This window comes from Kitasatospora sp. NPDC098663, from assembly GCF_044760075.1.
Lineage (GTDB): Bacteria > Actinomycetota > Actinomycetes > Streptomycetales > Streptomycetaceae > Kitasatospora.
The window spans coordinates 1-22,664 of sequence record NZ_JBIWAP010000070.1; the positions used below are offsets into that span (position 1 = coordinate 1).

Below are 22,664 nucleotides of genomic sequence, written 5' to 3' on the forward strand. Positions count from 1 at the left end.
CCAGGCGAGCAGGTCCCGCCGCCGCGTGCCATCTTCCCTCCAGAGCCGGGCTGGGCCGATCGCCACGGACGCGGCCGGAACACCGATCACCGTCGTGCGGTGATCGTTGCCGTGCGTGAAGCCGGAAACGGCCAGGCGCAGCGGTGTGTCGCCGGGGACGTCGCCACGTTCGCAGGCGGCGCGCAGGTGTTGCAGGACGGCGGGGCCGTGGTGGGAGGACATGAGCAGGACACCGGTCCACGGCGGGATCATGCCGTGCTGGTCGGCGGCGCGCACGGGGGCGGTAGTGCCGCGGCCCTTCGTCGTGCGCCAGGCGGTGAGCGGATCGAAGGTGTGCTGCGTGGCCCACCGCTGGGCGGCCTTTCCCTCCAGCCGTGTGCCGTCGTGCCAGGCGACGGCGGTGACGACGCCGTTGTCGTCGGCGTGCAGGCGCATGCCGCGCGCGGGCCAGGTCCACAGGTCCAGGCGGCCCAGAGCCGCCCTGGGTTCACCGACCGCCGGCTGCTGCTGCGTCTGTTCCCAGACCGGCCGGTCCTGGGGGGCGCGCGGCTGCGGCGGCAGGTTCAGCAGCGTCAGGTCCTTGAGTGTCAGGTAGCCGTCGACGCTGACGTGGACGCTGTCCGCGACCGGGGGGACCTGGGCACCGAAGGTCAGGCCACCGCCGGGAGCGCCCTTGAGACCGGAGACGTCGTAGCCGAGCAGGACCAGCAGACGGCGCGCGGCTTGCGCGGCCGGCAGCGGCGATGCTCCGGGACCGGTGCGGTCCCGGGCGAAGAAGGTCCGCGCGGTCTCGCTCATCAGGTAGGAGGGGTGCAGGACCCCGGGCCCGCGCCGGCACTGCGTCAGGTGGGCGCTCTGGAAGGCGGGGTGCTGCGGATCGAACAGGTCGAGGCGGTCGCGCCAGCGGTCGAAGTAGGCGTCGATGCGGGTGGTGTCGAGAGTCTCGGCCCGCCAGGCCTGCTGCCACTGGGCGGTGTCGGCCGGCCCGGCAGCGGAGTCGTAGGCGGCCAGCAGCACCCGCAGCACCACCGCGAGCTCTTGGCCGGGGGCAAGCGCGAGACGCAGGCGGTGCGCCCGCACCAGGGCCTCGCGCAGGCCGACCTCGCGGTGTGTGCCGGCGTCGAGGTCGTGGACGGGAAGCCATCCGCGGTCGACCAGGTTGAATGACGGTGTCACGGCTCGCCTCAAGACGCGGGCGGGCTGCCCGACCCGCCCGCGGGCCAGGTGGTGGCGGGCAGTCAGACCTGCTGGGCGACGGCGAATGCGTGGCGGCCGCTGCGCATCGCGGCGCCGGCCTCCTCAGGGCTCGTCCCGGTCCAGACCTGCGACCGCCAGGCTGCAGGCTCGACGCCGGGGCAGGCGAGGTGGGCGGCGAGCAGGGCGTTGGCGAGGGTCTGGGCACTGCGCGCCTTGACGTCGTGTTCGATCACTTCGCTACGCAGTTCGGTGTCGAGGGTGCCCCGGTCGATGCGGTAGGCGGAGTGGAACGCGCCGTCGTAGCCGGGCACGCCGGGGACGTCGGTCTCGGCGGCGGAAATCTCCCGGCCGTTGTCATCCACGTCGAAGCCGGTGGTCACGCGGACCGTCTCCAGGTAGTGCTGCTCAGCCTCGGGCTGGTCGGCGGCCTCCTGGACCTCGTAGGAGTCGTCGTCCCAGTAGACGAGGGCCAGCGCAGTCTCGCCGGTGCCGGGCCGGGGGTAGCAGACGATCTCGATGCGGCGCAGGTCCGCGTCGTTGCCGTCGGTCCAAAGTGTGCGGCGCAGGGTGTCGGCGCGGCCACGGTCCAGGAGGTCACGAACCTGGTCGGCGTACTCCTGGGCGACGTCGACGCCGTCGTTGCTGCTGATCACGTTCTGCATGGCGGTTCCCTTCACCGCCGGGATCGTCCTCCCGGCGCGATCGATGCGCTGAGCTGGGCAGGTGGTGCCGGTGAGGAAGCTGGTCGCTCTGAGTGCCGCGTGCGCGGGCGCTACACAGCGCGGCCTGGGCTGGTTCGGCCCGGTGCGGGTCAGCTCTTCCAGGCGTTGCCGTTGCGGATCTCCTGCACGGTGTCCCGGCTGACGCCGAGGCGATGGGCGACCTGGATCCAGGTGAGGTCCCGGCCACGGCCGTAGAGACCCTCCTGGTCGGCGCGCCGGATCGCGTTCCCGAGCTGGGCCTCGCAGCCGGTGAGCGCCGCGACGGTGTCCTGGAGCACCCGGCGGTGCAGTGCCTGGTACTGGATCTCCGCCTGGGTCCCGTACGCATCGATGGGCGCGGGCTCTCGGGCGGCGTACTGGGAGAGGATCTGGGCTGCCCTCGTGACGGCCTGGCGCTGGCCGTCGGCGGTCAGCAGCAGTGATTCCTGCTCGTGCTCGCCGAGGACCGCCACGACGACGTAGAAGTCGCTCTCCTCGGTGATCGGAGTCGCGCGGACGAAGAGCCTGCGGTCGAAGGACGCCCAGTCGTAGGCGGTCTCGGCGGCCCCGTAGTAGGCGCCGATGCCCCGGATCAGTTCCGTCCGGGCCTCGCCCTCGTCCTCGTGCAGCGAGAAGGCGAGGTAGTTGTCGTTGACGCTGTCGTTGGTCGCGACCACCCACCACCGACCGACCCGGGCCATGGCCACACCCAAATGGTCGTCGGGGAACCAGGTGTCGTCCTCGTCGGCGTCGAACCGCTCGCAGAAGCCGTCCGGGCCCGCGAGACCTTCCCCGCAACTGAGGGCCAGGTAGACCCGGGCCTGGGCGACGTAGGAGGCAAGCTCCGGCAACGGGTCGGTGGAGAGCGTCTCGTCCGGGAGGCCGGCGGCCAGCTCCAGGGCCGTCTCCATGGCTTCCTCCCCCGACGTGTGAGTGGACCACGACACCGTGCCGTCGATGCGCGAGACGCAGTACGTGCCGTCGCCGGACTCCTCGAAGCCGACCGTGGCGATGAGGACGTCGGCGGTGTCCCACAGGAAGTCACTCCCGCCCTTCTCGAAGGGGTCCGCGCAGTCCCGGACGAGTGCGATCAGATCCTTGTCGAACAGGGCGTCGGCCTCGGCTTCGCTGTCGCAGAGGATGGTCTCCTCGCCGTAGTGCCAGATCCAGCCGCCCTCCACCTTCGCCACGACCAGGTCCGGCGGGTAGCCATTGGCCATGGTCCCGATGTCGATGTGCCGACTCGCGCTGGCGGCCGGGTCGGAAGAGTCGAAGCCGAGGGCAAGGGCCTCGACCGTGGTCAGTGCGCGCGCCGCCATCAGGGACCTCCCGAGTCGAGTGACGGAGTATCCGTCACTCATGACGCTAGCACTCGCCGGAGGATGGAACGAGCCCGAATGACGGATGTTCCGTCACTCGAGTTCGGCGGATGGATCGGGATGGACGTAAGTTTGAAGGGATTCGACCTCACGATCGGCGCTGGCGCTGATGCCGATCCGGGCGGCAGCGGTGCGGTTCGGCAGGTCGCGGGTGGCGTCGACCGCTGCGGCCAAACCCCCGGACAGTTCCACATTCCGCCCCGCCCAGAACGGGCACAACGCGATCGACCCCGTCTGCGGCGAGGCCGTGCGCTGAGCGCGCCGCCGTCCGCCGGGCTCCCCATGCCGTGGGCCAGCGATGCCGATGCACTCGAGTCCGCACGGACTGGTTCGATTGAGCGACAGACAGCACGGACTGAGAGATGGAGAAAGATGAGTCGAATGCTTGCCCAATGCCCTATACGGCATTAGCGTAAAGAGCATTCGCATGGCATCACAGGCCTTGTCGGAACGACGCGAATGATCACCATGGTCGGCCTGTCGAACGACGGCCGGGACGACGAAAGGGCGAGATCATGGCACTCCTCAAGGGCAAGGGCGCAATGACCGGGGTCAACCTCATCGCCAAGGTCTACAAGAACGGCGCCACCAAGGACGGCAAGTCGGTGTACGCCGACATCCAGCTCGACGCTCGAGATCCGCGCGGCCCGGCGCAGACGGACCTGCACCTGAAGTCCGATCGGATTCTGGACGAGAACGGCAAGGTCCACTACAACAACGGGGCTCCGTACTCCACCCGCCAGATAGAGGAGATCGCCAAGGCCGCGGGGCCGAACACCGAGCCGATCCTGGACAAGGGCGGCGACGAGGTCGGCACCATCTACGGCTTCAAGGGCAACGTGATGCCCGCGACACGTGGCACCGGCCTGGTGGTCAACACCAAGTCCGTCGAGGCCTCCGAGTTCAAGGTCGACAACAAGACGCTGGACAACCAGTTCACGTCCATGCGCGCCGCCCGCGAGGCACAGGCCGCGGCCAAGGAGTCGCAGGCTCAGGCCGCGGCTGTCGAGCCCGAGCAGGCGGTCGAGGTCGACGAGCCCACGGTCGGCTGAGGCTGAGTCAAGCCCCTTCTGAAAATACCGGCGGCCGTCCCTGTTCGCGCAGGAACGGCCACCACTGACTCGCCCGAGTCGCTACACCACCAGCGCTGGAACCCAAACCAACCACTGGGGTGCCCTGGCAGGTGCGCGTTACCGCGCTGTGCTCAGAATAGTCATGTCCGGGATCAGCTGGAGTCCAGCTCCAGGGTCCGGCTGACTGTCCGACAGCGCCGGGGCCTCCACTTCATCCAGGAGATCCCTCCATAAATCCTGCGTTCCAACCAGTTCTGCCCCGTCGAGGCACTCGCCGTCTTACAGCTCGCTGGCGCGAGTGCTGTGGTGAGTACCACAGTCACAACTTCACGGCCTCACCGGTCGTCTAGCGAGCCCAGCTGGCCAGCCCTTCAATGGCCGCCGTGCCGTCAGACCGGTTCCGACCGCACGAGCACACCGCATGGTTCGGCTGCGCAGAGGGCCACCGGTTCAGAGGGCGCCGTCAATCCCCCGACGGCGCCCTCTTCCCCTCAGCGAAGCACCGGGACTTGTGGCCTGCAGACCGCCCAGTGCGGGGCCCGACAAAGGCCTCGGTCCGCGAGCCCGAGCACGGGGGTGAGCGACAGCAACCAGAGCACGTCCCGAGAGGCGCCGGAGTCCATGGTGCGACTTCTCGCATTTCCCCGCCATATCTGCACTCCAGTGGAGAGGTCTTGTGCGGCATGTTTCAAGAGGCGCAGCTCAACGAGCGCTACCGGCTCCTTTCCAAGCTCTCGGAGCCGCTGAAGAAGGCCGAGCGCGACATCGTCGGCCGCGAGCACGAGATGACACAGCTGCTGGCCTCGATGAGCCGTCCCGAGCTGTGCAACGCGCTCTTGCTGGCCGAAGCCGGCACGGGCAAGACGGCCCTGGTCCAGGCCACGATGCTGGTCGACAAGGACCGCCTCTACCTCGAAGTGGATCCGGCGCGCATGGTCTTCGCGGCAGGCAGTGCCGAGAATATGGCCGCGATGCTCAAGGGTTTCTTCGACGAGGCCGAGGACTTCGTCAGGGACGAGATGCACGAACTAGTCCTCTTCATCGACGAGTTCCACCAGATCGTTCAGCTCTCCGACGCCGCCGTCGAGGCGATCAAGCCGGTCCTGGCTGCCTCGGGAACCCGCGGCATCAGGATCATCGCGGCGACGACCTACGAGGAGTTCCACAAGCACATCTCGCCGAACCAGCCGCTCGTCGAGCGACTGCAGCGCATCAACCTCAGCCCGCCGGACCAGGCGACGACCATCAAGATCCTCCAGGGCATGGCCGAACGGTACGGGGTGGCGGGCGAGTTCTACGACGACCGCATCTTCCGGCAGATCTACGAGTACACCCAGCGCTACATGCCGGCCAGCGCCCAGCCCCGCAAGTCGATTCTCGTGCTCGACTCCATGGTCGGCTGGCATCGCCTGACGCACCGGCCGATGGACCGGGACCTGCTCTCGGACGTACTCATGGAGACCCTGAACGTCAACGTGGCCTTCAAGGTCGACGGCGCGAAGATCAAGAAGCAGCTGGACGAGGAGGTGTTCAGCCAGGACTGGGCAACCGGCGCGGTGGCACGTCGTCTGCAGCTGTCGGTGGCGGACCTCAACGACAAGGGGAAGCCGATGGCGAGCCTGCTATTCACGGGCTCCACCGGTGTCGGCAAGACCGAACTCACCAAGCAGCTGGCGAAGCTGCTGTTCGGCGACGACCAGCGGCACCTGATCCGGTTCGACATGACGGAGTACGCCGAGGACACCTCGTTCGCGGCCTTCCGCTCCGAGCTCACCAAGCGTGTGTGGGACCTCTCCCACGCTGTGCTGCTCTTCGACGAGGTCGAGAAGGCCTCGGCGATGGTCACGCGCGTGCTGCTGCAGGTGCTCGACGACGGCCGGCTCAACGACGACAACAACCGTGAGGTGAGCTTCCTCAACACGTACATCGTGCTGACGACGAACGCCGGCTCGGAGATCTACAAGAGCATCTCGCAGTACGCTGCCGACGACACCGGCTCGGGCAAGCAGCTGATGGAGTACGAGAAACTCATCCGCCGCTCAATCTCCTCAACGACGGGCGACAACCGGTTCCCGCCCGAGCTGCTGGGCCGTATCGACGCGATCGTCCCTTTCCAGCCGCTGTCACTGCCGACGCAGCAGAGAATCGTGCGGAAGAAGCTGCGCCAGATGGTGCAGGAGGTGTTCGTCAAGCACAACGTGCGGGTCGACGTCGACTCGAGGGTCCTGCAGTACCTCATCGAGGACAAGGGCGACACCGACTCCGATGCCGGTGGCGCACGTGCGGCCGTGTCGAAGCTGACCGATGAGGTCACCACCGCGGTGGCGACGTTCCTCAACGAGCACCCCCCGGAGCGACGGATCCGCATCGACGTCGTCGGCGACCTGGTCAGCGATGACAAGAACCTGCTGAGTTCCGATGCCTTCGTCGAGGTCAGTGCGGTGCGATGAGTCAGTCAAGGACGACGGCAAGCAGTGACTAGTGAGTCGATAGCCCATCTACCCTCTTTGATTGCCTATTCAGATAGGGCTGAGATAGGATCTCATAAGCCAGGCGAACTGTGTTCTTTTAGCGAAGGGACTGGCATCAATGGGCATTCTGGGAACGGCATCGGTCCGCCAGAGGAAGGAACGGAAGAAGAAGCCCGACGAGCTTCTGGCCTCCGTGGTGAGAGAGACGGCGATCCCGGCCGCAGTCGAGCTGCTGCGGTCGAACACTCCGTTCGTCCTTCCCAGCGGTACGGCCTGGGTGATGCTCGTGCTTGCAGCCGACGACATCGGCGGCTTGAGCAAGCGGCACGGCCGGGACGAAGCGAAGGGCTCGATCATCGAGCTCATCAGCTCCGACCAGATCTGCACGGTGGCCACGGCGGAGATGATCGAAGAGGAGGTCGTCGGCATCATCCCCACCGGCGGGACTCTCGCGCGCGTGGAGGAGTACTCGCTGCTCACCGGCGCCACTTACGCCTGGGCCGTCGTGTGGCAGAAGCCCGGCGGCGATCTCCTCGTCGATCTGGTGAACGATGCGACCTTCGCGCAGGCGCGTTCTGTCCTCGCAGGCACCACGAGTCTCGAAGAGGCCCTGGGCGAGAAGGCGTGGGTGGAGCACAGCGGCCTGGTCGCCGAGGCCGGGGTCATTGGCACTGTCCCCGCGGTCCTCGGGGAGGACGAGGGGGATCCGATCTTCGACGAGATCCCCGAGGACGAAGGGGCTGATGAGGGCCCGGACGACGAGCCGCTCTTCAGCGACGTCGTCGACGACGAGGAGGCGGACACTCCCATGTTCGACGAGGACGACGCGGGCACCGCTCCGGTCGAATCGGGGCCGGACTACGACGGCGACGAGGTGGCCGGCTACGAGGGTTTCGACGAGGACGACGCCGACTACGGCATCGAGGGTGATTACCAGGGGGCCGGCGACACTGTGCTGCCGGTTGATCAGACCCAGGTGCGCGACGTCATCGCCCGCCGGTTCCTCTCCGAGGAGCTGGGCCTGGATGTCCGGCTCGATGAGTTCAACGCGACCTTCGCCATCGGCGCACCGGTCGTGCAGATCGCTGTGCCCGAGGGCGCGACGGAGTGGCTCGGGGACCAGGTCGCCCAGCTCAACAGGCAGGCCAACGCCGACCTGACGCAGCTCCGTTCCGCGCACGAGGATGAGCTGCGCGCACTCTACGTCAACCTCATGTCGGCGCACACCGAGCAGGTCATCCGCGATGTGGCCACCGACCGCGCGGGCTCCCGGTACAAGCTGCTGAAGGACGCCGCCGAGTCCGAGCACCAGCAGCGGCAGACGGAGAAGGACGAGAAGATCCGGGCCCGCCGGGCGGAGATCGCCAAGGACTACGAGTCACAGGCCTCCAAGGTGGCCCAGCAGGCGGCGCTCTCGGCGGAACTGCAGTACAAGGAGCGCAACCGCTCGAAGATGGAGCGCGAGCAGATCGACTCCGTCGCCGTGATCGAACGGGACATCGAGGATACCCACACGCACAACCAGCAGGAGATCCTACGGGTCCGGCGTTCGGACGCGACGCTGAAGATGCAGACCGGGCAGACCCGGATCTTCGAGGTTCTGGCCGAGCGGCAGTCGGAGTACCTGGCGGCCGAGGAGAAGCGCCTGAACCGGTGGAAGTCCGAGATCCAGCGGATCGTCGACGACAACCGCAAGGCCGACATCGCCCAGTCCGAGACGCTGGCCGAGCACCTGCGGACCAAGGACGAGATCGGCGTCCTACGCCGGGAGCAGCAGGGCCTCCTGGAGTCGGTGCGCGCTGAGCACGCCGACCGGATCCGCCGGATGGGGGAAGAGCTCGAACGCAGCCGCAAGGACGCCATCACGCAGATGACGGCTCGGGACACCGAGTGGCAGCACAACCTCGACCTGGAGAAGGAGAAGACCAGCTCTCAGGTGGCGCGGGCCACCGACCTGCTCCAGCAGCTGTCGACGGTCGAGGATTCCGTGGCCAGGCGGTATGAGGTGCGCCTGGCGGAGATGCAGGCCGACAAGGAGTCCTACGCCAACGAGCTGGCGCGGGCCTCCGAGATGCAGAGCCGCTCGAACAAGATCCTCGTCGTCATGATCGTCACGCTCTCGCTGCTGATGGGCGTGGCCGGCTTCATCGTCGGGGTGGTCTTGACCCGTTGAGCGATCCGGTCAGTCCGACGGGGTGATCTTGCGGCGCATGGGGCGCGTTCCCCATGCGCCGTCGGCGTCTGCGCAGGCAGTCGCACTGGACAGCAGGAAAGTAGAACGGGCAAGGCTCGAGAGCAAGGGACAACGATGGCCACGAACAGGCGGAAGGCGGCACGGCCGGAGGCGAGCAGCTGGGACAAGATCTCAGCGCGGTTGCCCGGCGAGACGCTGACGAACCGAGACGTCTACGACAACCAGCAGCTCGACCGCAGCACGTTCTCGACCCTGAGGTCGACCAGACCGGGCATCGTCGTCGCGGTGATTGCCGGCACGCTGGTGACGGTCGTCGTCTGGGTGCTCTACTCGCTCATCGCCACGGCGGTGCTCTCGGCGGGCGCGTCCGCGGGTTCGGGCAGGCCCGGCCGCAGTACCGGCATGCCGAGCGCGTACTACGCCCAGGACACCACGACAGGTGCGGGCGGCTCGGTCGTGAAGTGCTACCGGCCTCTGGCCAAGGACGGCAGCCCGGACGGGAAGGCCAGGTGTTATCCCAGCGCCGAGGCTGTCCCGGTCCCCCGCTGGTACACCGCGGCGAAGGACAGCAGGCCCAGTGCCGAGAGGCCGGCTGAGCCCAAGAAGAGCTCGACGACTGTCGGCGGGCAGCTGGCCGACGTCTCACGGTTCAAGCTCTTCATCACGCTCGGCTCGGGTCTGATGGTCGCCCTCATCATCGGCACGTGGTTCTCGCGGAAGGTCGCCGCGGCGAACCTGATGAACGACACGAGCGACATCAACCAGTACCACAACGACCAGCACATCGCCCTGCCGGAAGAGATCCAGCAGAACTACGACTGGTTCCCCGACGCCGGTGCTCACTCGAACGTGCAGGTCAGCTCGATGCTCAGCCACATGATGCTCAGGAAGAAGGGCCTGGGCACCGTCGAGATCGCCCAGCGCGCCACGAAGGACGTCATCGGCGAGAAGGGACACCTTGTCTACTACGCCGGCGAGGTCATGGACGACGACGAGGGCAATCCGCTGACGCAGACCCTGCCGATCATCGACGAGGAATTCGGCGACGAACTGTTCGAGGCATCAGGGCTCCCCGAGGACAAGGGGCTGCGCCAGAAGTACGACACCAGGCTGATCCCGTACAACCCTGACGGCCAGAACCGGGACAAGCTCGGCTTCGGGTCGGACAAGTACCAGACCGTCGCTGACCTGATCAAGGAGGACTGGGCGTTCCCGGCGTACGAGGTCCAACGCCCGGCCGGGGCCTACGTGGTCGACACCGCGCCGGTGAACACCATGGTGCTGGCCATCACCCGGGCCGGTAAGGGCCAGACATACATCGAGCCGGTCATCGACATGTGGTCACGTGAGAAGAAACCCTCGAACATGGTCATCAACGACCCCAAGGGCGAGTTGCTGGTGAAGAACTACGTCGCCCTGGTCACCCGCGGGTTCGAGCCGGTGCAGTTCAATCTGATCAACTCCATGAAGACCGACATCTACAACATCCTGGGGCTGGCGGCCGACGCGGCACGCGAGGGCAACTTCACCAAGTGCGCACTGTACGTGGAGAACATCGCCGGGATCTTCTTTCCGCTCGACGGCAGCGAGGACCCGGTCTGGCCCAATGCCGCCAACAACGCCTTCAAGCGCGCGGCCTACGGACTCATCGACTTCTACCTGGAGGAGGAGCGTGAGCTGCGCAGCGCCGCGACCGTGCTGAACATGGACCTGGCCCTGGTGGAGCAGAAGCTCGACGACCTCTGGGGCAAGGTCACCCTCTACAACTGCTACCAGCTCTTCGTGCAGATGAGCTCGAAGAAGATCAAGAACCCCGAGGCCGAGCTGGAGAAGCGGGTCAAGGCCGGCGAGTTCGAGAACAACGAGGACGCCCTGGCCGAGGAGCAGGAGAAGGCGGCGGCCCAGGCCTTCATGTGGGAGGGCAAGGCTGATCAGGACATGCTCAGCCTGTACTTCAACGCGAGCGACGAGCTGCCCCGCAACAACATGCGCACGCTGGTGGGCAACGCCCACAACGCGCTGCGCTCGATGGCCGGGGCGGAGAAGATGCTGGCCTCGGTGTACGGCATCGCGATCACCGCCATGTCGTTCTTCACCGACCCCACGATCTCGACGCTGACCTCGGGCAAGCCCTCGCAGAACACCGACCTGGCTGGCCTGAGCTTCCCGCGTCGCCTCGGCGTGCGTTTCGCGCCGAACTACGTCAAGCGCGACCACCTCGTCGGTCAACAGGCCGTGTGGTCGGCCTACGCGGACCCGATGTTCACCGAGAACCTGGGCGAGGACTTCACGCACGAGGAGATCGTCGGGCGTGAGGGATGGGCGCGGTACAACTTCAAGGGCAAGTTCCCCGGCGACGAGGCCTGGCTCAAACTGGAGCTGGTCAACCCGCAGACCAAGATGCTGGTGCGGACCTTCTACTTCAGCTTCACGAAGAACTACCGGCTCTCGCTCAACGGCCGCCACTACGTGGTCGAGCCGGTGACGGGCAAGAAGATCGTGAAGAACGGTGTGATGCGTGAGCTCAAGCCGGTACGCGAGGGTGGCACCCGGGACGGTGAGATCCTCTCCTTCCAGCCCGGGGACACGCTCTACCCGGACACACGGCTGGACTTCTCCGGCGGCGGCAACCCGGAGAAGGTCTCGTACCAGGCACGGGCGATCACTCAGACGCTGGCGCGCTACTCGGAGTCCCCGAAGGCGCTGTTCCTGGTGACTCCGCCGCACCTGATGAAGTACGCGAAGCTGATCCTGATCCTGGTCAAGCAGTTGTTCGACGTGAGCGCCGACCAGGCGTATATGACGAAGTCGAACCAGAAGCCGCTCTACCGCACGCGGTTCATGCTCGACGAGCTCGGCAACCTGCAGTCGGAGGGCAAGGGCATCGACGGCTTCGAGACGATGCTCTCCATCGGCCTGGGGCAGGAGCAGCAGTTCACGCTCATCCTGCAGACCCTGCAACAGCTGCGCGACGTCTACGGCGAGTCGGTCGACAAGATCGTTCAGGGCAACTGTCTCCCGCTTGACGCCAAGATCGCCACGCCGACTGGTTGGACGACGATGGGTGAGGTCCAGGAAGGTGATGAGGTCATGACGCCGTTCGGCACCGTGACCAAGGTGACCGACAAGTATGCGAAGAAGGTGCGTCCGGTTTACCGGCTCACCCTGCGTGACGGCTCGTCGGTCGAGGCGTGCCCCGACCACCTGTGGCCGGTGGAGCGCTGGGTGTCTGCATTCAAGTACACCGGAGGCAGGGACGAGATCGGCCGGCGACTCTTCGTCGGTGCCGGTCCAGACGGTACGACCATGGAGCGTCGCCAGGAGACGATCAGCACCGAGGACCTCAAGGCTCGCATCGACAGGGGTCGTCATGTCGACTTGATCGCCGTCGAACCGGTGGCTTACCCGGAGGCAGAGGTCCCGGTCGATCCCTACGTGCTGGGTGCGATCCTCGGGGATGCACACATCGACCCCAAGGGTGGGGTGTTCATCTACTGCGATGACTCCGAGATGATCGAGGAGATCCGTCGCCGTGGCTACGATGTCGTGCCGTATGAGGTGACCGAGGGTGCGTGTCCGAAGTACGCGATCAACGGCGTCCGTCACCTCATGCGCGGCCTTGGTGTCGCCGGTAGGCGCGCGTGGGAGAAGTCAGTTCCGCAGCAGTACCTGTTCGGCTCTGTGGAGCAGCGCATCGACTTGCTGCGTGGGCTGATGGACACCGACGGCACGATCAGCACCAAGGGTGAGATGGAGTTCTGCTCTTCCAGCGCTGAGCTGGCAGCCGACGTTCAGATCCTCATCCGATCGCTGGGCGGCCGTGTGGCGGTCAACGTCAAGGAGAAGGTGGTCTACACCTCGCCGAACCAGGCCGTGCCGAAGGAGGGTCGTCCGGCGCACCGGGTGCAGAACATCCGTCTCCCGAAGATCAACCCGTTTTTCTTGGCTCGCAAAGCTGATCGCTGGCGCGACCGCACCCGCGGCTTCAACCGGGTGGTCAGCGTCGAGTATGTGCGCGATGACGAGGTGCAGTGTGTCCGGGTCGCCGACGAGCGTCGCCTCTACCTCACCGACGACTTCATCCCGACGCACAACACCTCGAACATCGTGTTCCTGAAGTCCACGGACGACTCGATGATCGAGACGCTGGAGAAGATGAGCGGCAAGACGCACCGGTCGTACAGGGACAGCAAACAGATCAGCCAGGATCTCGACAAGCTCATCGGCGGCAAGACCGAGGGCCGGGTCTCCTACACGATGACCACCAAGGAGGAGCCGCTGATCAGCTACAACGACATGGCATTCCTCGCACCGCGCAACTCGATCGTCTTCCGGGCCGGCGACGCCCCGATCTGGAACCGCAACCAGACGATCCTGCCGATGTCGTTCCGGCTGCTGGGTAACACGATCAAGCACCCGGGACACACCTACTCGCTGCAGACGATCCCGACGCTGTCCAGCGCCATGGACTTCGACGTACGGATGAACCAGCCGGACTTCGTGAAGATGTTGGAGAAGCGTATGCGGCAGGCGGTCAGGGCCGCGGACGCGAAGGCGCAGTACAAGGAGATCTACGGCTACCGGGAGGTCGACATCGAGCGCCTGGACCCGGATGTCTACGCCGACGAGGTCATGGAGGTCATCACCACGATGACCACGGTCGACGAGGGTCAGGACCCCAACGCCCCGGTGGTCGTCGACCCCGACGAGTACGCCGGGATGAGCATGTTCGACGAGGACCAGTTCATCGAGAACGTCGAGGTCGGGGTCGCGGTCGCCGAGAGTCGGGCGATCAGCGTCGAGCGGCAGCGCCTGCTCTACGGCGAGGGAACGATCAGCAAGGAGATGCTGGTCAACCCCGACGGCTCGGCGAAGGTCAAAAGCCTGGACATCGAAATCGGTGAGGCCTACAAGTCGGCGCAGACCGAGCTGGAACAGGACCGCGAGCACTTCTCGGTCGGCGGCGACGGCGAGCTGCGCAGCGCCGATGGGTCCCAGACGTACATAAGCCGGATCCGCTCGGACGCGTACGCCAATGCGGCCCGCCGGATCAACGGTCACGTGAACGACGTGGACTCGCGGGTGTTCGCCGAGGAGGACGTCACCGAACAGGACCTGAGGTCGCTGGTGACGGTGAAGGTCCACTCGGCCTTCTACCAGTACCTGGCCTCGCTGCCGAGCTGGGAGGTACTGGCCGACGGCCGGTTCGACCGGGCCATGGCCATCGAGATGAACTCGAAGTAGCCAGCGCCCCTTGGGGCGCCAGGCAAGGATCATCACCAGCGCCGAGGTCGCCTCTCGACTAGGAGAGAACACCTCGGCACTGGCCTTTCAATAGGCCTATCGCTTCCTTTTGATAGGCGAGCTAGTATCTATGGACAATGACGCAACTCCGAGTGTTCATAGGGGCTTGATTAGCAGTGAAGAAGGCACACGGGCTGCGAAGGTACTTCTACGAGTACGTCTACTACAAGGCAGTCGAGCAGGCCCGGGAGCAGACCGGACAGGTCATTCCGATCTCCCAGGCCAAGGCGATCCGCGCCCGGGTCGACGAGATCCTCGGCCGGCGGGGCAGCGCGCTGGCCGACCCGCAGCTGGGTGTCACCGACTGCCTCACCGCCATGGACCAGGCGTTCGGTGAGCGGGTGGCCGACTACGAGCCGCAGTTCGGTGACCGTTCCCCGCGGAGCGAGCGCTACCAGCAGTCGCAGCGGGAGTTCACCCATGTCACCGGTGTCGGTGCCCAGGTGGACCCGAAGTCGGCCCGGCTGCCGATCAGCCCCTACGACCCCCGCTGGTCCGAACGCGCGACGGTGAAGCGCGCCGGGACTGCGCTGGTGTACCTGCCGGACGAGACGATCGGACGCGTGGCCGGCGGTGAGGTGGAGACCCTGGCCGACCCGCGGCGCGGAAACATGGCGCTCTGGCGCATCGACGACGATGGCAGGCCGTTCGAGGCAGGCCGCGCGATGACGAGCGACGACGCCGCCGGACTCACCGCGCTGATGGACAAGATGAGCCAGCGGGAATACGACCAGGTGCGCGAGTGGGTCATCGACGGCGGCCGGACCCCGCAGACCAACCACGTCGACCGCAACCGCTTCATGTCCCAGCGCGCCGTGGCGCGCTCGGCGGCACTGCTCGAGGAGCTGAAAGCTCAGGGCGTGTCCTACGAGGTGATGCGCGACCGCGAGCCGGGCCAGATCAAGGCGAGGATCGCCGGGACCGGCATGGAGATCCGCCTCATCGACACGCGTCAGGAGGAGTACGCCGGGGCCCGGATCTACGACAACGGCACCGTGCTGCGCTACTCGACGAACTACCGGGTCCCCGGCGGCATGGCGGTCTACTCCCCCTCGCCGGCGGAAGCCGTCCAGCTACTGCGCTTCGCCCAGGGCCATCGCGTCGAGCGCACGGATCTGCCGGGGCAGGCCGCCGGCGGGACCGGCACGACGCACCAGGAACGCGGCCGCGGCCGCGCAGTGGTGGATGTGCCCGACAGCTACCACGTCGACCGTGAGTCGATGTTCGTGGTCGGCGACTACACGGTCCCCGGCGAGTCCGGCCCCCGGCCCGGGGCGAAGGTGATGCTGCGCCGGGACGCGAAGAACCGCTCGCTACCGGCCTTCTTCATCGACGCCGAGCCAGCCGAGGCCTACGCGAAGGCCGCCGTCGAGAGTGCTCGGGCGAACCTGCAGGCCGCCCTTGGTGTCGAGTACCTCATTGCTCGTGCCGAGGACGAGCTGGAGCGAACCGGCGGACAACTGGATGCGATCGAGCCGCCGGAGTACTCGGCTGACGCCGAGGTCGCCGCGATTCAGCGCTCGTACTGGGATGTGCTCACCGGCGCGAACAGCGACCTTCTGCGCCCGGGCGCGACCGAGGAGATGTACCAGGAACGCCTGGAGGAGATCGGCGAGCTGCAGCCCGAGGAGGTGCCCGAGATGGGCAACCTCGCCTACGGCGGCACCGCCGTCGAGAAGGTCCGACAGCACGCCGAGGACGTCCCCTTCGAACTCGTCGGGACCTGGGAGGCCCAGCCCCACCACATCGACGGAGAGTGGGTCGACCAGCGCTTCAACCCGGACCGGGTGGCGCGGTACATGACCAGCCCCACCGGGCAGTGGTCGAACCTCGAAAACCTCGCCTCGGCGCTTCGTCGCTGCGGGATCTCCCCCGACGAGATGATGGGCTCTACCTTCCAGACAACCCGGTTCAAGGACCGGCTCGTCCGCTTCAAAGCCGAGCGCTCCGTGCCGATCGCCGATCACGAATCCGCGTTCATGCGGCGCATCGGGGTCACCGTCCGTGACAGCATCGAGCGCAACGCGGCGACGGTCTCCGAGATCCTGATCGACGAGCAGGGCGTCATCCGCTGGAGCGGCGAGAAGCTGCGCCGTGACGGCAAGGGGAGCCCGATCTCGGGTGAGATCGGGCAGGTCTTCGATGTCGGCGAGTACGGCGAGATCACCACCGCCTTCGCCAGCGGGAACAACGCCCTGGTCGTGCCGGGCTACGAGGCCACGATCACGGCCCAGACTCCGGGCGAGGCTCCGACCTCGGTCGAGGAACGCACCCGCCTGCGCGGCTACCAGCAGCTCATGCACGAGCGCATCCAGTACCAGATCGCCGGCGACCTCATCGCCGGGCGCAGCGAGACCGGCGAGCCCTCCTCGCTCAACGCGGTCTACTCGCAGCTGTACGGCACGAAGCACCCGATCGACTTCATCGAGCGCGCCACCACGTACCGGCTCGACGAGTTCACCGGCGAGCTCACGGGGCACCTGGACGAGTGGACGGCCGCGATCCTGCAGACCGAGGCGCGCCGTGTGCGCTACTCCAACGAGATCAAGGCAGGCTCGACGATCTACGCCGAGTACCGCGCCCAGCGCGACCGAACCGACCCGGCTGACGACAACCGCTTCGACGCCTGGCGGCTCACCGGCGGGCGGAACATGACGGTGCTCACCGGCAAGGACCGGAACAACGTCGTCGCGCCCAGCGGCTACTTCGACCCGGTGATGACCGGTGGCGCGACCAACCAGGGCGTCGTGCGGTACCTGACCACTCAGGCCCGGGTCGACGCCGACGGCCGGATCGTACCGGGGGACGAGAGCGTGGACGGACAGCGTGCGCCGCTCATGGCTCTCCCCGTGCTCGAGACGCTGCGGTACGACCCGTTCGACCGCCAGCAGATGACGGCCTCGACGATCATGCAGTCTTCTGAGGTCACCGCGCCGGCGAAGACGGCGCTGATGACCTTCGGCGGCTGGACGGCCGACGATCCGATCGTGGTGTCGAAGGAGTTCGCCGAGCGCCACCGCATCCGCGGGGCCGGCGGCCGGGAGCGCGATCTCGTCGTGGGCGACAAGATCTCGGATCTGCACGGCAACAAGGGCGTGATCTCGCTGATCGTCGACCGGGACATGCCGCTGCAGGACGCGCAGGAGCAGGATGTCGTCGAGGAGGTCAACTGGTTCCGGGTCAACCCGGGCCTGGACGTGGTGATGAGCCCGTTCAGCCTGATCTCCCGGCGCAACGCGGGCTCGGCGCGCGAGCTGATGAGCGGGGACGTCTCCGACCTGAGCTCCCCCGACGGGGGACTGCGGCCGAGCGCCCTGGGCGAGATGCGCTTCGTGGTCACCCATATGGCCGTCGACGAGAAGACGAAGATCTACGACGACCAGCAGGTACGTGCTGGCAAGGGCCGTAAGGCCTCCTCGCAGCTGGCCTGGGCGCTCCAGTCTCAGGACTGCCCGTCGATCATGCACGAGTTCTACGGCCACAACAGCGGGGCCGAGTCGAACCTGCGCGAGTACCTGCTGGTGACCGGCATGGACATGGAGGCTGACGGCACGCTGCGCGTGATCGGCCAGGCCGAGGGCCTCGACGAGCGCCCCGAGCGCCGGTTCATCCCGATGCCCGGGCTGCTGCGCACTCAGCCGCGCAAGGCGGGACAGCTCCCGGGACTCAACACTACGGCGATGCGCAAATCCTTCGGCGCCCACATCGGCGACCGCGGCGGCGACATGGAGATTCCGTTCCCGCTCACATATCCGACCGGGGAGCAGACCGAGACGGTGAGCGCGAGTTCGTGGAAGCTGCCGGTGATGTCCTCGCATCTGCGCAGTGGCCAGGAGTTCGAGGACGGGTCCTACGTCACGCACGACTACACCCGCAGCTACCAGGATGTCTTCGTCGAGGCCTGCCGATACCGCTACATGGCCGAGCAGCTCGCCGGACAGGGCCTGTCCGCGGAGAAGCGCGCCGAGGTGCGCCACGGTATGAGTGAGTCGGTCTCGCGCGCTCAGCGCGCCTTCGAGGCGATCACGACCGACGTGCAGAACCGGGTGCTGACAGGCAAGAACAACATCTTCAAGACCGGGCTGATGGCCTCGCGGCTCACCGACTCGGCGACGATGGTGTGGACCTCAGACCCGCGGCTGGACGTCGACCAAGTTGCGCTCAGCTCGGTCAAGGCCGAGCAGCTGGGGCTGGCCGAGGGCGACCACGCGCTGGTGTGGCGTGACCCGGTGCTCCGTGACGCCGGCGTGCGCTACATGCGGGTAGCGATCGACGACCGGCTCACCGGCGCCGCGATCAACCCGGTGATGGACGCCTGCTTCGACGGCGACTTCGACGGCGACGCCGTCGCGGTGGTGAAGCTGCACAGCGAGGCCGCCAAGGCTGAGGCCCTGGCGAAGCTCTCGGTGCCGGCCAACCTGCTGGACACCGGAGTGGTCAAGGGCGACGGCTCGCACCCGCTGGCCATGCAGGTGTCGCTGGACACCCAGGTCGCACTCTCCAAGGACGTCGCACTGGCTGAGGAGTTGCAGAGTTCGCGGAGCAAGGCGAACCGGCTCCGGCTGCAGGCGCTCACGGGCGCAGAGCAGCCGGAGGACACCACGCTCACCCATCAGGTCGTGACGGAGAAGCTGAGCGGGCTGTACCGCCAGGCGCAGCGTGGCGAGTTCGGTGCGGCGCTGACGTTCTCGGATCCCGAGGCGCACCTGCAGAGTGTGCGCGAGGTCTGTGTCGAGACCGGTGCCAAGGGGAACGAGAAGAAGCTCACCGACTACGCCCGGAACCTTGGCGATGCGCAGGGCACGCCTGGCATCACGCAGGCCGACCAGGAAGCCTCGATGTTCGCCACGGCGATCAAGGCCCACGGCACCGGTCTGGGCGGCTCGTTCAGCCAGCGCGCCGTTCGTGCGCTGCGCGGCGAGGACCTCAAGGCTGTCCTGGAGGTCACCTACCCGGTGACCCAGTCGATTCTGCAGGCCAAGCACGACGCTGCCGAGGCCCGACACAAGTACGCGATGCTCCAGGGCCCCGGCCGCGATCTCTGGAGGGGCCGCAGCATCGAGCACGTCGGCCCGGGCCAGTGGCGCACGGCGTTCCTCGACGGTGAGCCAGTCCAGGCTACGGCTGAGGAGTGGGAGAAGCAGTTCATTGAGTTCTACGAGTCCAAGGAGGGCTTCGGGGTCACGGTCAACCCGGACTATGTGGCCCGCGTGGCCGGTGCGCTGGAGGACCCGAAGACCGGCCTCATCCGCAACTTGGAGGAAGACGCGTCACTGCGGGGCACCGTGATGGACCGGATGGCCTATGGCGGCGCCTTCGCCGATCTGGTCGAGGCTGCCAGGAACCGCGAGAGCGTCTACGACGGCGAGAAGAACGAGCAGTTCGCGTCCTCGGGGACTCGGAAGGCTCGGGCGGAGATGTCCCGGCAGCTCGACCGGCTTGGCTCCGCCGAGACGCACACCCTGGACAACGCCGTGATCGCTGTCGATGACTCGGTGGTCAAGCGCGACGTGATCTCTCAGGACGCGGATGCCTCCCGCACTCGCGGCGCGCATCGCCGCTCTGCGCATGCCGTGCGCGTGGGCGCGGCGCGTCGGGTGTACACGCCGAGCATCGAGATCGACCAGCCGCAGGGCGACGACGGCTACGGGATGGGGTATTGAGATGGCACAGCACAAGGAGCTGGGAACGGGACCCCCAAGCCGTCGGCGCGCAGCCAAGGTGCTTCCGGTCGGCGACCGGTCCCAGGCCGAGAGGCCGGAAGGCAGCGCACATGCCGACGGGAACTCGCGCTCGGACGAGCCGATCGACGCTGAAGTGATCGACGAGCCGGGACCGCAGGACTCCGACGATGCGCGTGTCTGGCGCGATCGGCTACGGGACCGTACCCGCAGGTTCTTCGGCGCGAAGACCCGGGAACGGGTGGCCGGCCGTGAGCGCGTGCACCGGATCGACGTCGACCGGGCCGAGGACGAGAGCGAGGGCCTGAATCAGCGCGAGCAACTGCTCAAGCTCCGGGCGGAGACCCGGCTCGCCGGCGAGAAGTACATGGCCTCGCTGCGGGACTCGAAGCTCTTGGTGCCCGGCTTCAACGACGACGAGCGGACGCGGGATCTCGGCGTCATGCATCACGTCTACATGCAGATGATGATGCAGTCGTGCCTCAAGCCGCTCTCGCGCGGCGTGAATGCCAACTCGATCATCCAGGCCGTCGGCATGGTGATGACGATGCGGATGCTCGCCCCGGACTTCAGGAAGGAGATGGACAGCTACCTCCAGCCACTCAAGGACAAGATCCAGGAGCGCATCGACACCCGGACCCGCGGCATGATCACCTCTGCCGAGAGCGGCATCGCACACCGGCAGAGGATGTTCCATGACGTACCGAGCGACGCCCGGCGCGAGCGCCTGGTCGGCAGCACAGACCCGCGTGACCACCTGACGGTGAAGTGGCGCAAGCGCTTCGACGCCATGCGGCGCCGTGAGCGCGGCCACAGGGAGATGTTCACTCCGGACTCGGCAGCCATGACCGAGGTCGCGCTCATGGAGAACGCCTTCTGGAAGATGCGTGAGCCCGGCGCGGACGCTGGGCTGATCCGCGACAGCTACTGGGCGTTGCGCAAGCGGCTGCACCAGCAGATGAGTGAAGACGGCCTGGATCGCCAGGAGATCGTCCAGCGCGCGCGACGGATCATCGGTGAGCGGATGGAATACGAGCCCGAGCTGCGCACGATGTTCAACGGCGTGGCCCACGGGCGAATCGTCAAGGCGCCCGCGCACGAGGAGCGGATCGCGGGCTCGGACCGTGTTCGCACCGTTTGGAGCGGGGAGTTCGACGACCAGCTGGGTCGGCCTCTGCCCGCGGACGGGATGTTCACCCTGCGCCGGCCCATGGACGCGAACGCCCACCAGGTCCAGCTCGCCGAGACGATGAAGACCTCCCTGCTCGACGCGATGGCCCGCGGCGACCAAGGGGGCTACGGCGGAAACATGCTCGGCTACCTGGTCGGCTTCGCCGCGCAGAAACAGGGGCTGGACACCAGTGGGCTGCCGGACATGCTCCAGCGGCGCCTGGACCAGTCCGAGGTGATGATCGCGAGCATGGACATCGACGGCCTGCCGCCCGAGGACCAACAGCGGGTCTACTCCAACGCGTACGTCGACGCGATGGAGGCAGTGAACGAGAAGTACCCGGATCTTGAGGCCGAGCTGAAGCGGAGCCTCGGAGAGAACTGGCAGCAGACGCTGCAGGCCGCGGTCGACGACCCGGGTTTCTTCTTCGAGGAGCAGCGGCGCAAGCCCCGGCCTCATCCTGCGGGTCCGTCGGCCGAGCAGCAGGCCGGCCCGCAGGGTGAAGCCGATTCCGAGGACTACCAGCCTGCCTGAAGGCGATCCGAAAGCACGAACAAGGAGCAGGAGGAGAGGTCATGAGCCAGGAACAGAATAAGGATGAGCAGGTCAGGTTCGGATCTCGTTTCGCCCGGATGTTCGGCTACGTCACGCCGGAGGACAGGAGCCGATGGGAGCAGCAGCGGGCGCAGAACAAGCCGCATGTCAACGCGATCAAGCACGGCGTGAAGTCGTCGCTGAGCTCGATGATGGAGTTCGGGGAGCGCAACATCGGCGGGAAGCTCGACGCAGCCCACCGCGTAGCGGCGCAGCGTCGGTTCGAGGAGTCCCACAACAGGGTCGTGAACCAGCGCCGCGATCCGGACACACGAAGCATCATCGAGTCGGTCGACTACGAGCCAAGAGACGACCGAGAGGAGATTGAGCCAGACCTGGAGCTCTAGCCGAATGAGTTGCAATAGACGTCGAGAGTGCACTCGATAAGACCACCTAACCCTCTCGACTCGTGACTATCTTCGGTAGACTGGTTTCTAAGCGAAACATCTGCATGAGCGATGACAGGGCAGGGTGTAGGCATGGAGAAGACGAATCCTCGTGTCAGCAAGCGCGAGTTCATCTCGCGGGTCGCGACTCGAAGCAAGTTGCCGATCCGAGTGGTGAACAAGGTGTACGAGTCGTTGCTCGGCGAACTCACCGGGGCAGTCAGCTGCGGAGAGGCGGTCGTGCTCACGAGCTTCGGCCGCTTCTACCGACAGGACCACAAGGGCCACAAGGTGCGCTTCGGCAAGAGCAGGGTGGACGACTACGTGGTTCTGAAGTTCTCCGCATCGAGCAGCTTCAACCGCCGGCTGGGGGGCGACGACGACGGCATCTCACCGGAGACCCACCGGGCGATCGAGGATGCCGGCGAGTTCGAGAACGTCACCGCGGACCGTGAGCTACGGGTCGCGTCGTAGACAACGACGAGCGAGCAGAAAGAGAGACCCCCCATTATG

General features: G+C 66.7%; 12 protein-coding genes. 8 read left to right on the top strand and 4 right to left on the bottom strand.

What is annotated here, in order from left to right:
• The 4 genes from casA to ACIQVZ_RS39435 all read right to left on the bottom strand — a co-directional run.
• Positions 1–1,176, bottom strand: a 1,176-nt coding sequence (gene casA / locus ACIQVZ_RS39420) for a type I-E CRISPR-associated protein Cse1/CasA (protein ID WP_402457077.1), incomplete at its 3' end; no start/stop codon positions are given.
• 62 nt (positions 1,177–1,238) lie between these two features.
• Positions 1,239–1,874 carry a hypothetical protein gene (locus ACIQVZ_RS39425; protein WP_402457080.1) on the bottom strand — a complete coding sequence of 212 codons (636 nt, stop codon included), beginning with the start codon at positions 1,872–1,874 and terminating at the stop codon, positions 1,239–1,241.
• 134 nt (positions 1,875–2,008) lie between these two features.
• Positions 2,009–3,217 carry a hypothetical protein gene (locus ACIQVZ_RS39430; RefSeq protein WP_402457083.1) on the bottom strand — a complete coding sequence of 403 codons (1,209 nt, stop codon included), beginning with the start codon at positions 3,215–3,217 and terminating at the stop codon, positions 2,009–2,011.
• A 93-nt stretch (positions 3,218–3,310) separates the two neighbouring features.
• Entirely contained in the window at positions 3,311–3,469 is a 159-nt protein-coding gene (locus ACIQVZ_RS39435) for a hypothetical protein (protein ID WP_402457086.1), read from the bottom strand.
• Positions 3,470–3,792: 323 nt separating this feature from the next.
• Between ACIQVZ_RS39435 and ACIQVZ_RS39440 the strand changes: the two genes are divergently transcribed.
• The 8 genes from ACIQVZ_RS39440 to ACIQVZ_RS39475 all read left to right on the top strand — a co-directional run bounded on the left by ACIQVZ_RS39440 (position 3,793) and on the right by ACIQVZ_RS39475 (position 22,625).
• Positions 3,793–4,329, top strand: coding sequence for a hypothetical protein (locus ACIQVZ_RS39440; RefSeq protein WP_402457088.1), 537 nt, complete (start codon positions 3,793–3,795; stop codon positions 4,327–4,329).
• A gap of 704 nt (positions 4,330–5,033) precedes the next feature.
• Positions 5,034–6,800, top strand: a complete 1,767-nt coding sequence (locus ACIQVZ_RS39445; RefSeq protein ID WP_402457106.1) for an AAA family ATPase — start codon at positions 5,034–5,036, stop codon at positions 6,798–6,800.
• Between the two features lie 301 nt (positions 6,801–7,101).
• A complete protein-coding gene (locus tag ACIQVZ_RS39450; protein WP_402457091.1) occupies positions 7,102–8,994 on the top strand; it encodes a hypothetical protein in 1,893 nt (630 codons plus the stop codon).
• Between the two features lie 135 nt (positions 8,995–9,129).
• Entirely contained in the window at positions 9,130–14,259 is a 5,130-nt protein-coding gene (locus ACIQVZ_RS39455; protein ID WP_402457094.1) for a type IV secretory system conjugative DNA transfer family protein, read from the top strand.
• 176 nt (positions 14,260–14,435) lie between these two features.
• On the top strand, positions 14,436–19,982 hold the full coding sequence (locus ACIQVZ_RS39460) for a hypothetical protein (protein ID WP_402457097.1): 5,547 nt from the start codon (positions 14,436–14,438) through the stop codon (positions 19,980–19,982).
• A gap of 1 nt (position 19,983) precedes the next feature.
• Positions 19,984–21,705: a hypothetical protein gene (locus ACIQVZ_RS39465; RefSeq protein ID WP_402457099.1), complete on the top strand. Its 1,722-nt coding sequence runs from the start codon at positions 19,984–19,986 to the stop codon at positions 21,703–21,705.
• A 41-nt stretch (positions 21,706–21,746) separates the two neighbouring features.
• Positions 21,747–22,112 carry a hypothetical protein gene (locus tag ACIQVZ_RS39470; RefSeq protein WP_402457100.1) on the top strand — a complete coding sequence of 122 codons (366 nt, stop codon included), beginning with the start codon at positions 21,747–21,749 and terminating at the stop codon, positions 22,110–22,112.
• Between the two features lie 132 nt (positions 22,113–22,244).
• A complete protein-coding gene (locus ACIQVZ_RS39475; RefSeq protein ID WP_402457103.1) occupies positions 22,245–22,625 on the top strand; it encodes an HU family DNA-binding protein in 381 nt (126 codons plus the stop codon).
• Positions 22,626–22,664: the final 39 nt, after the last annotated feature.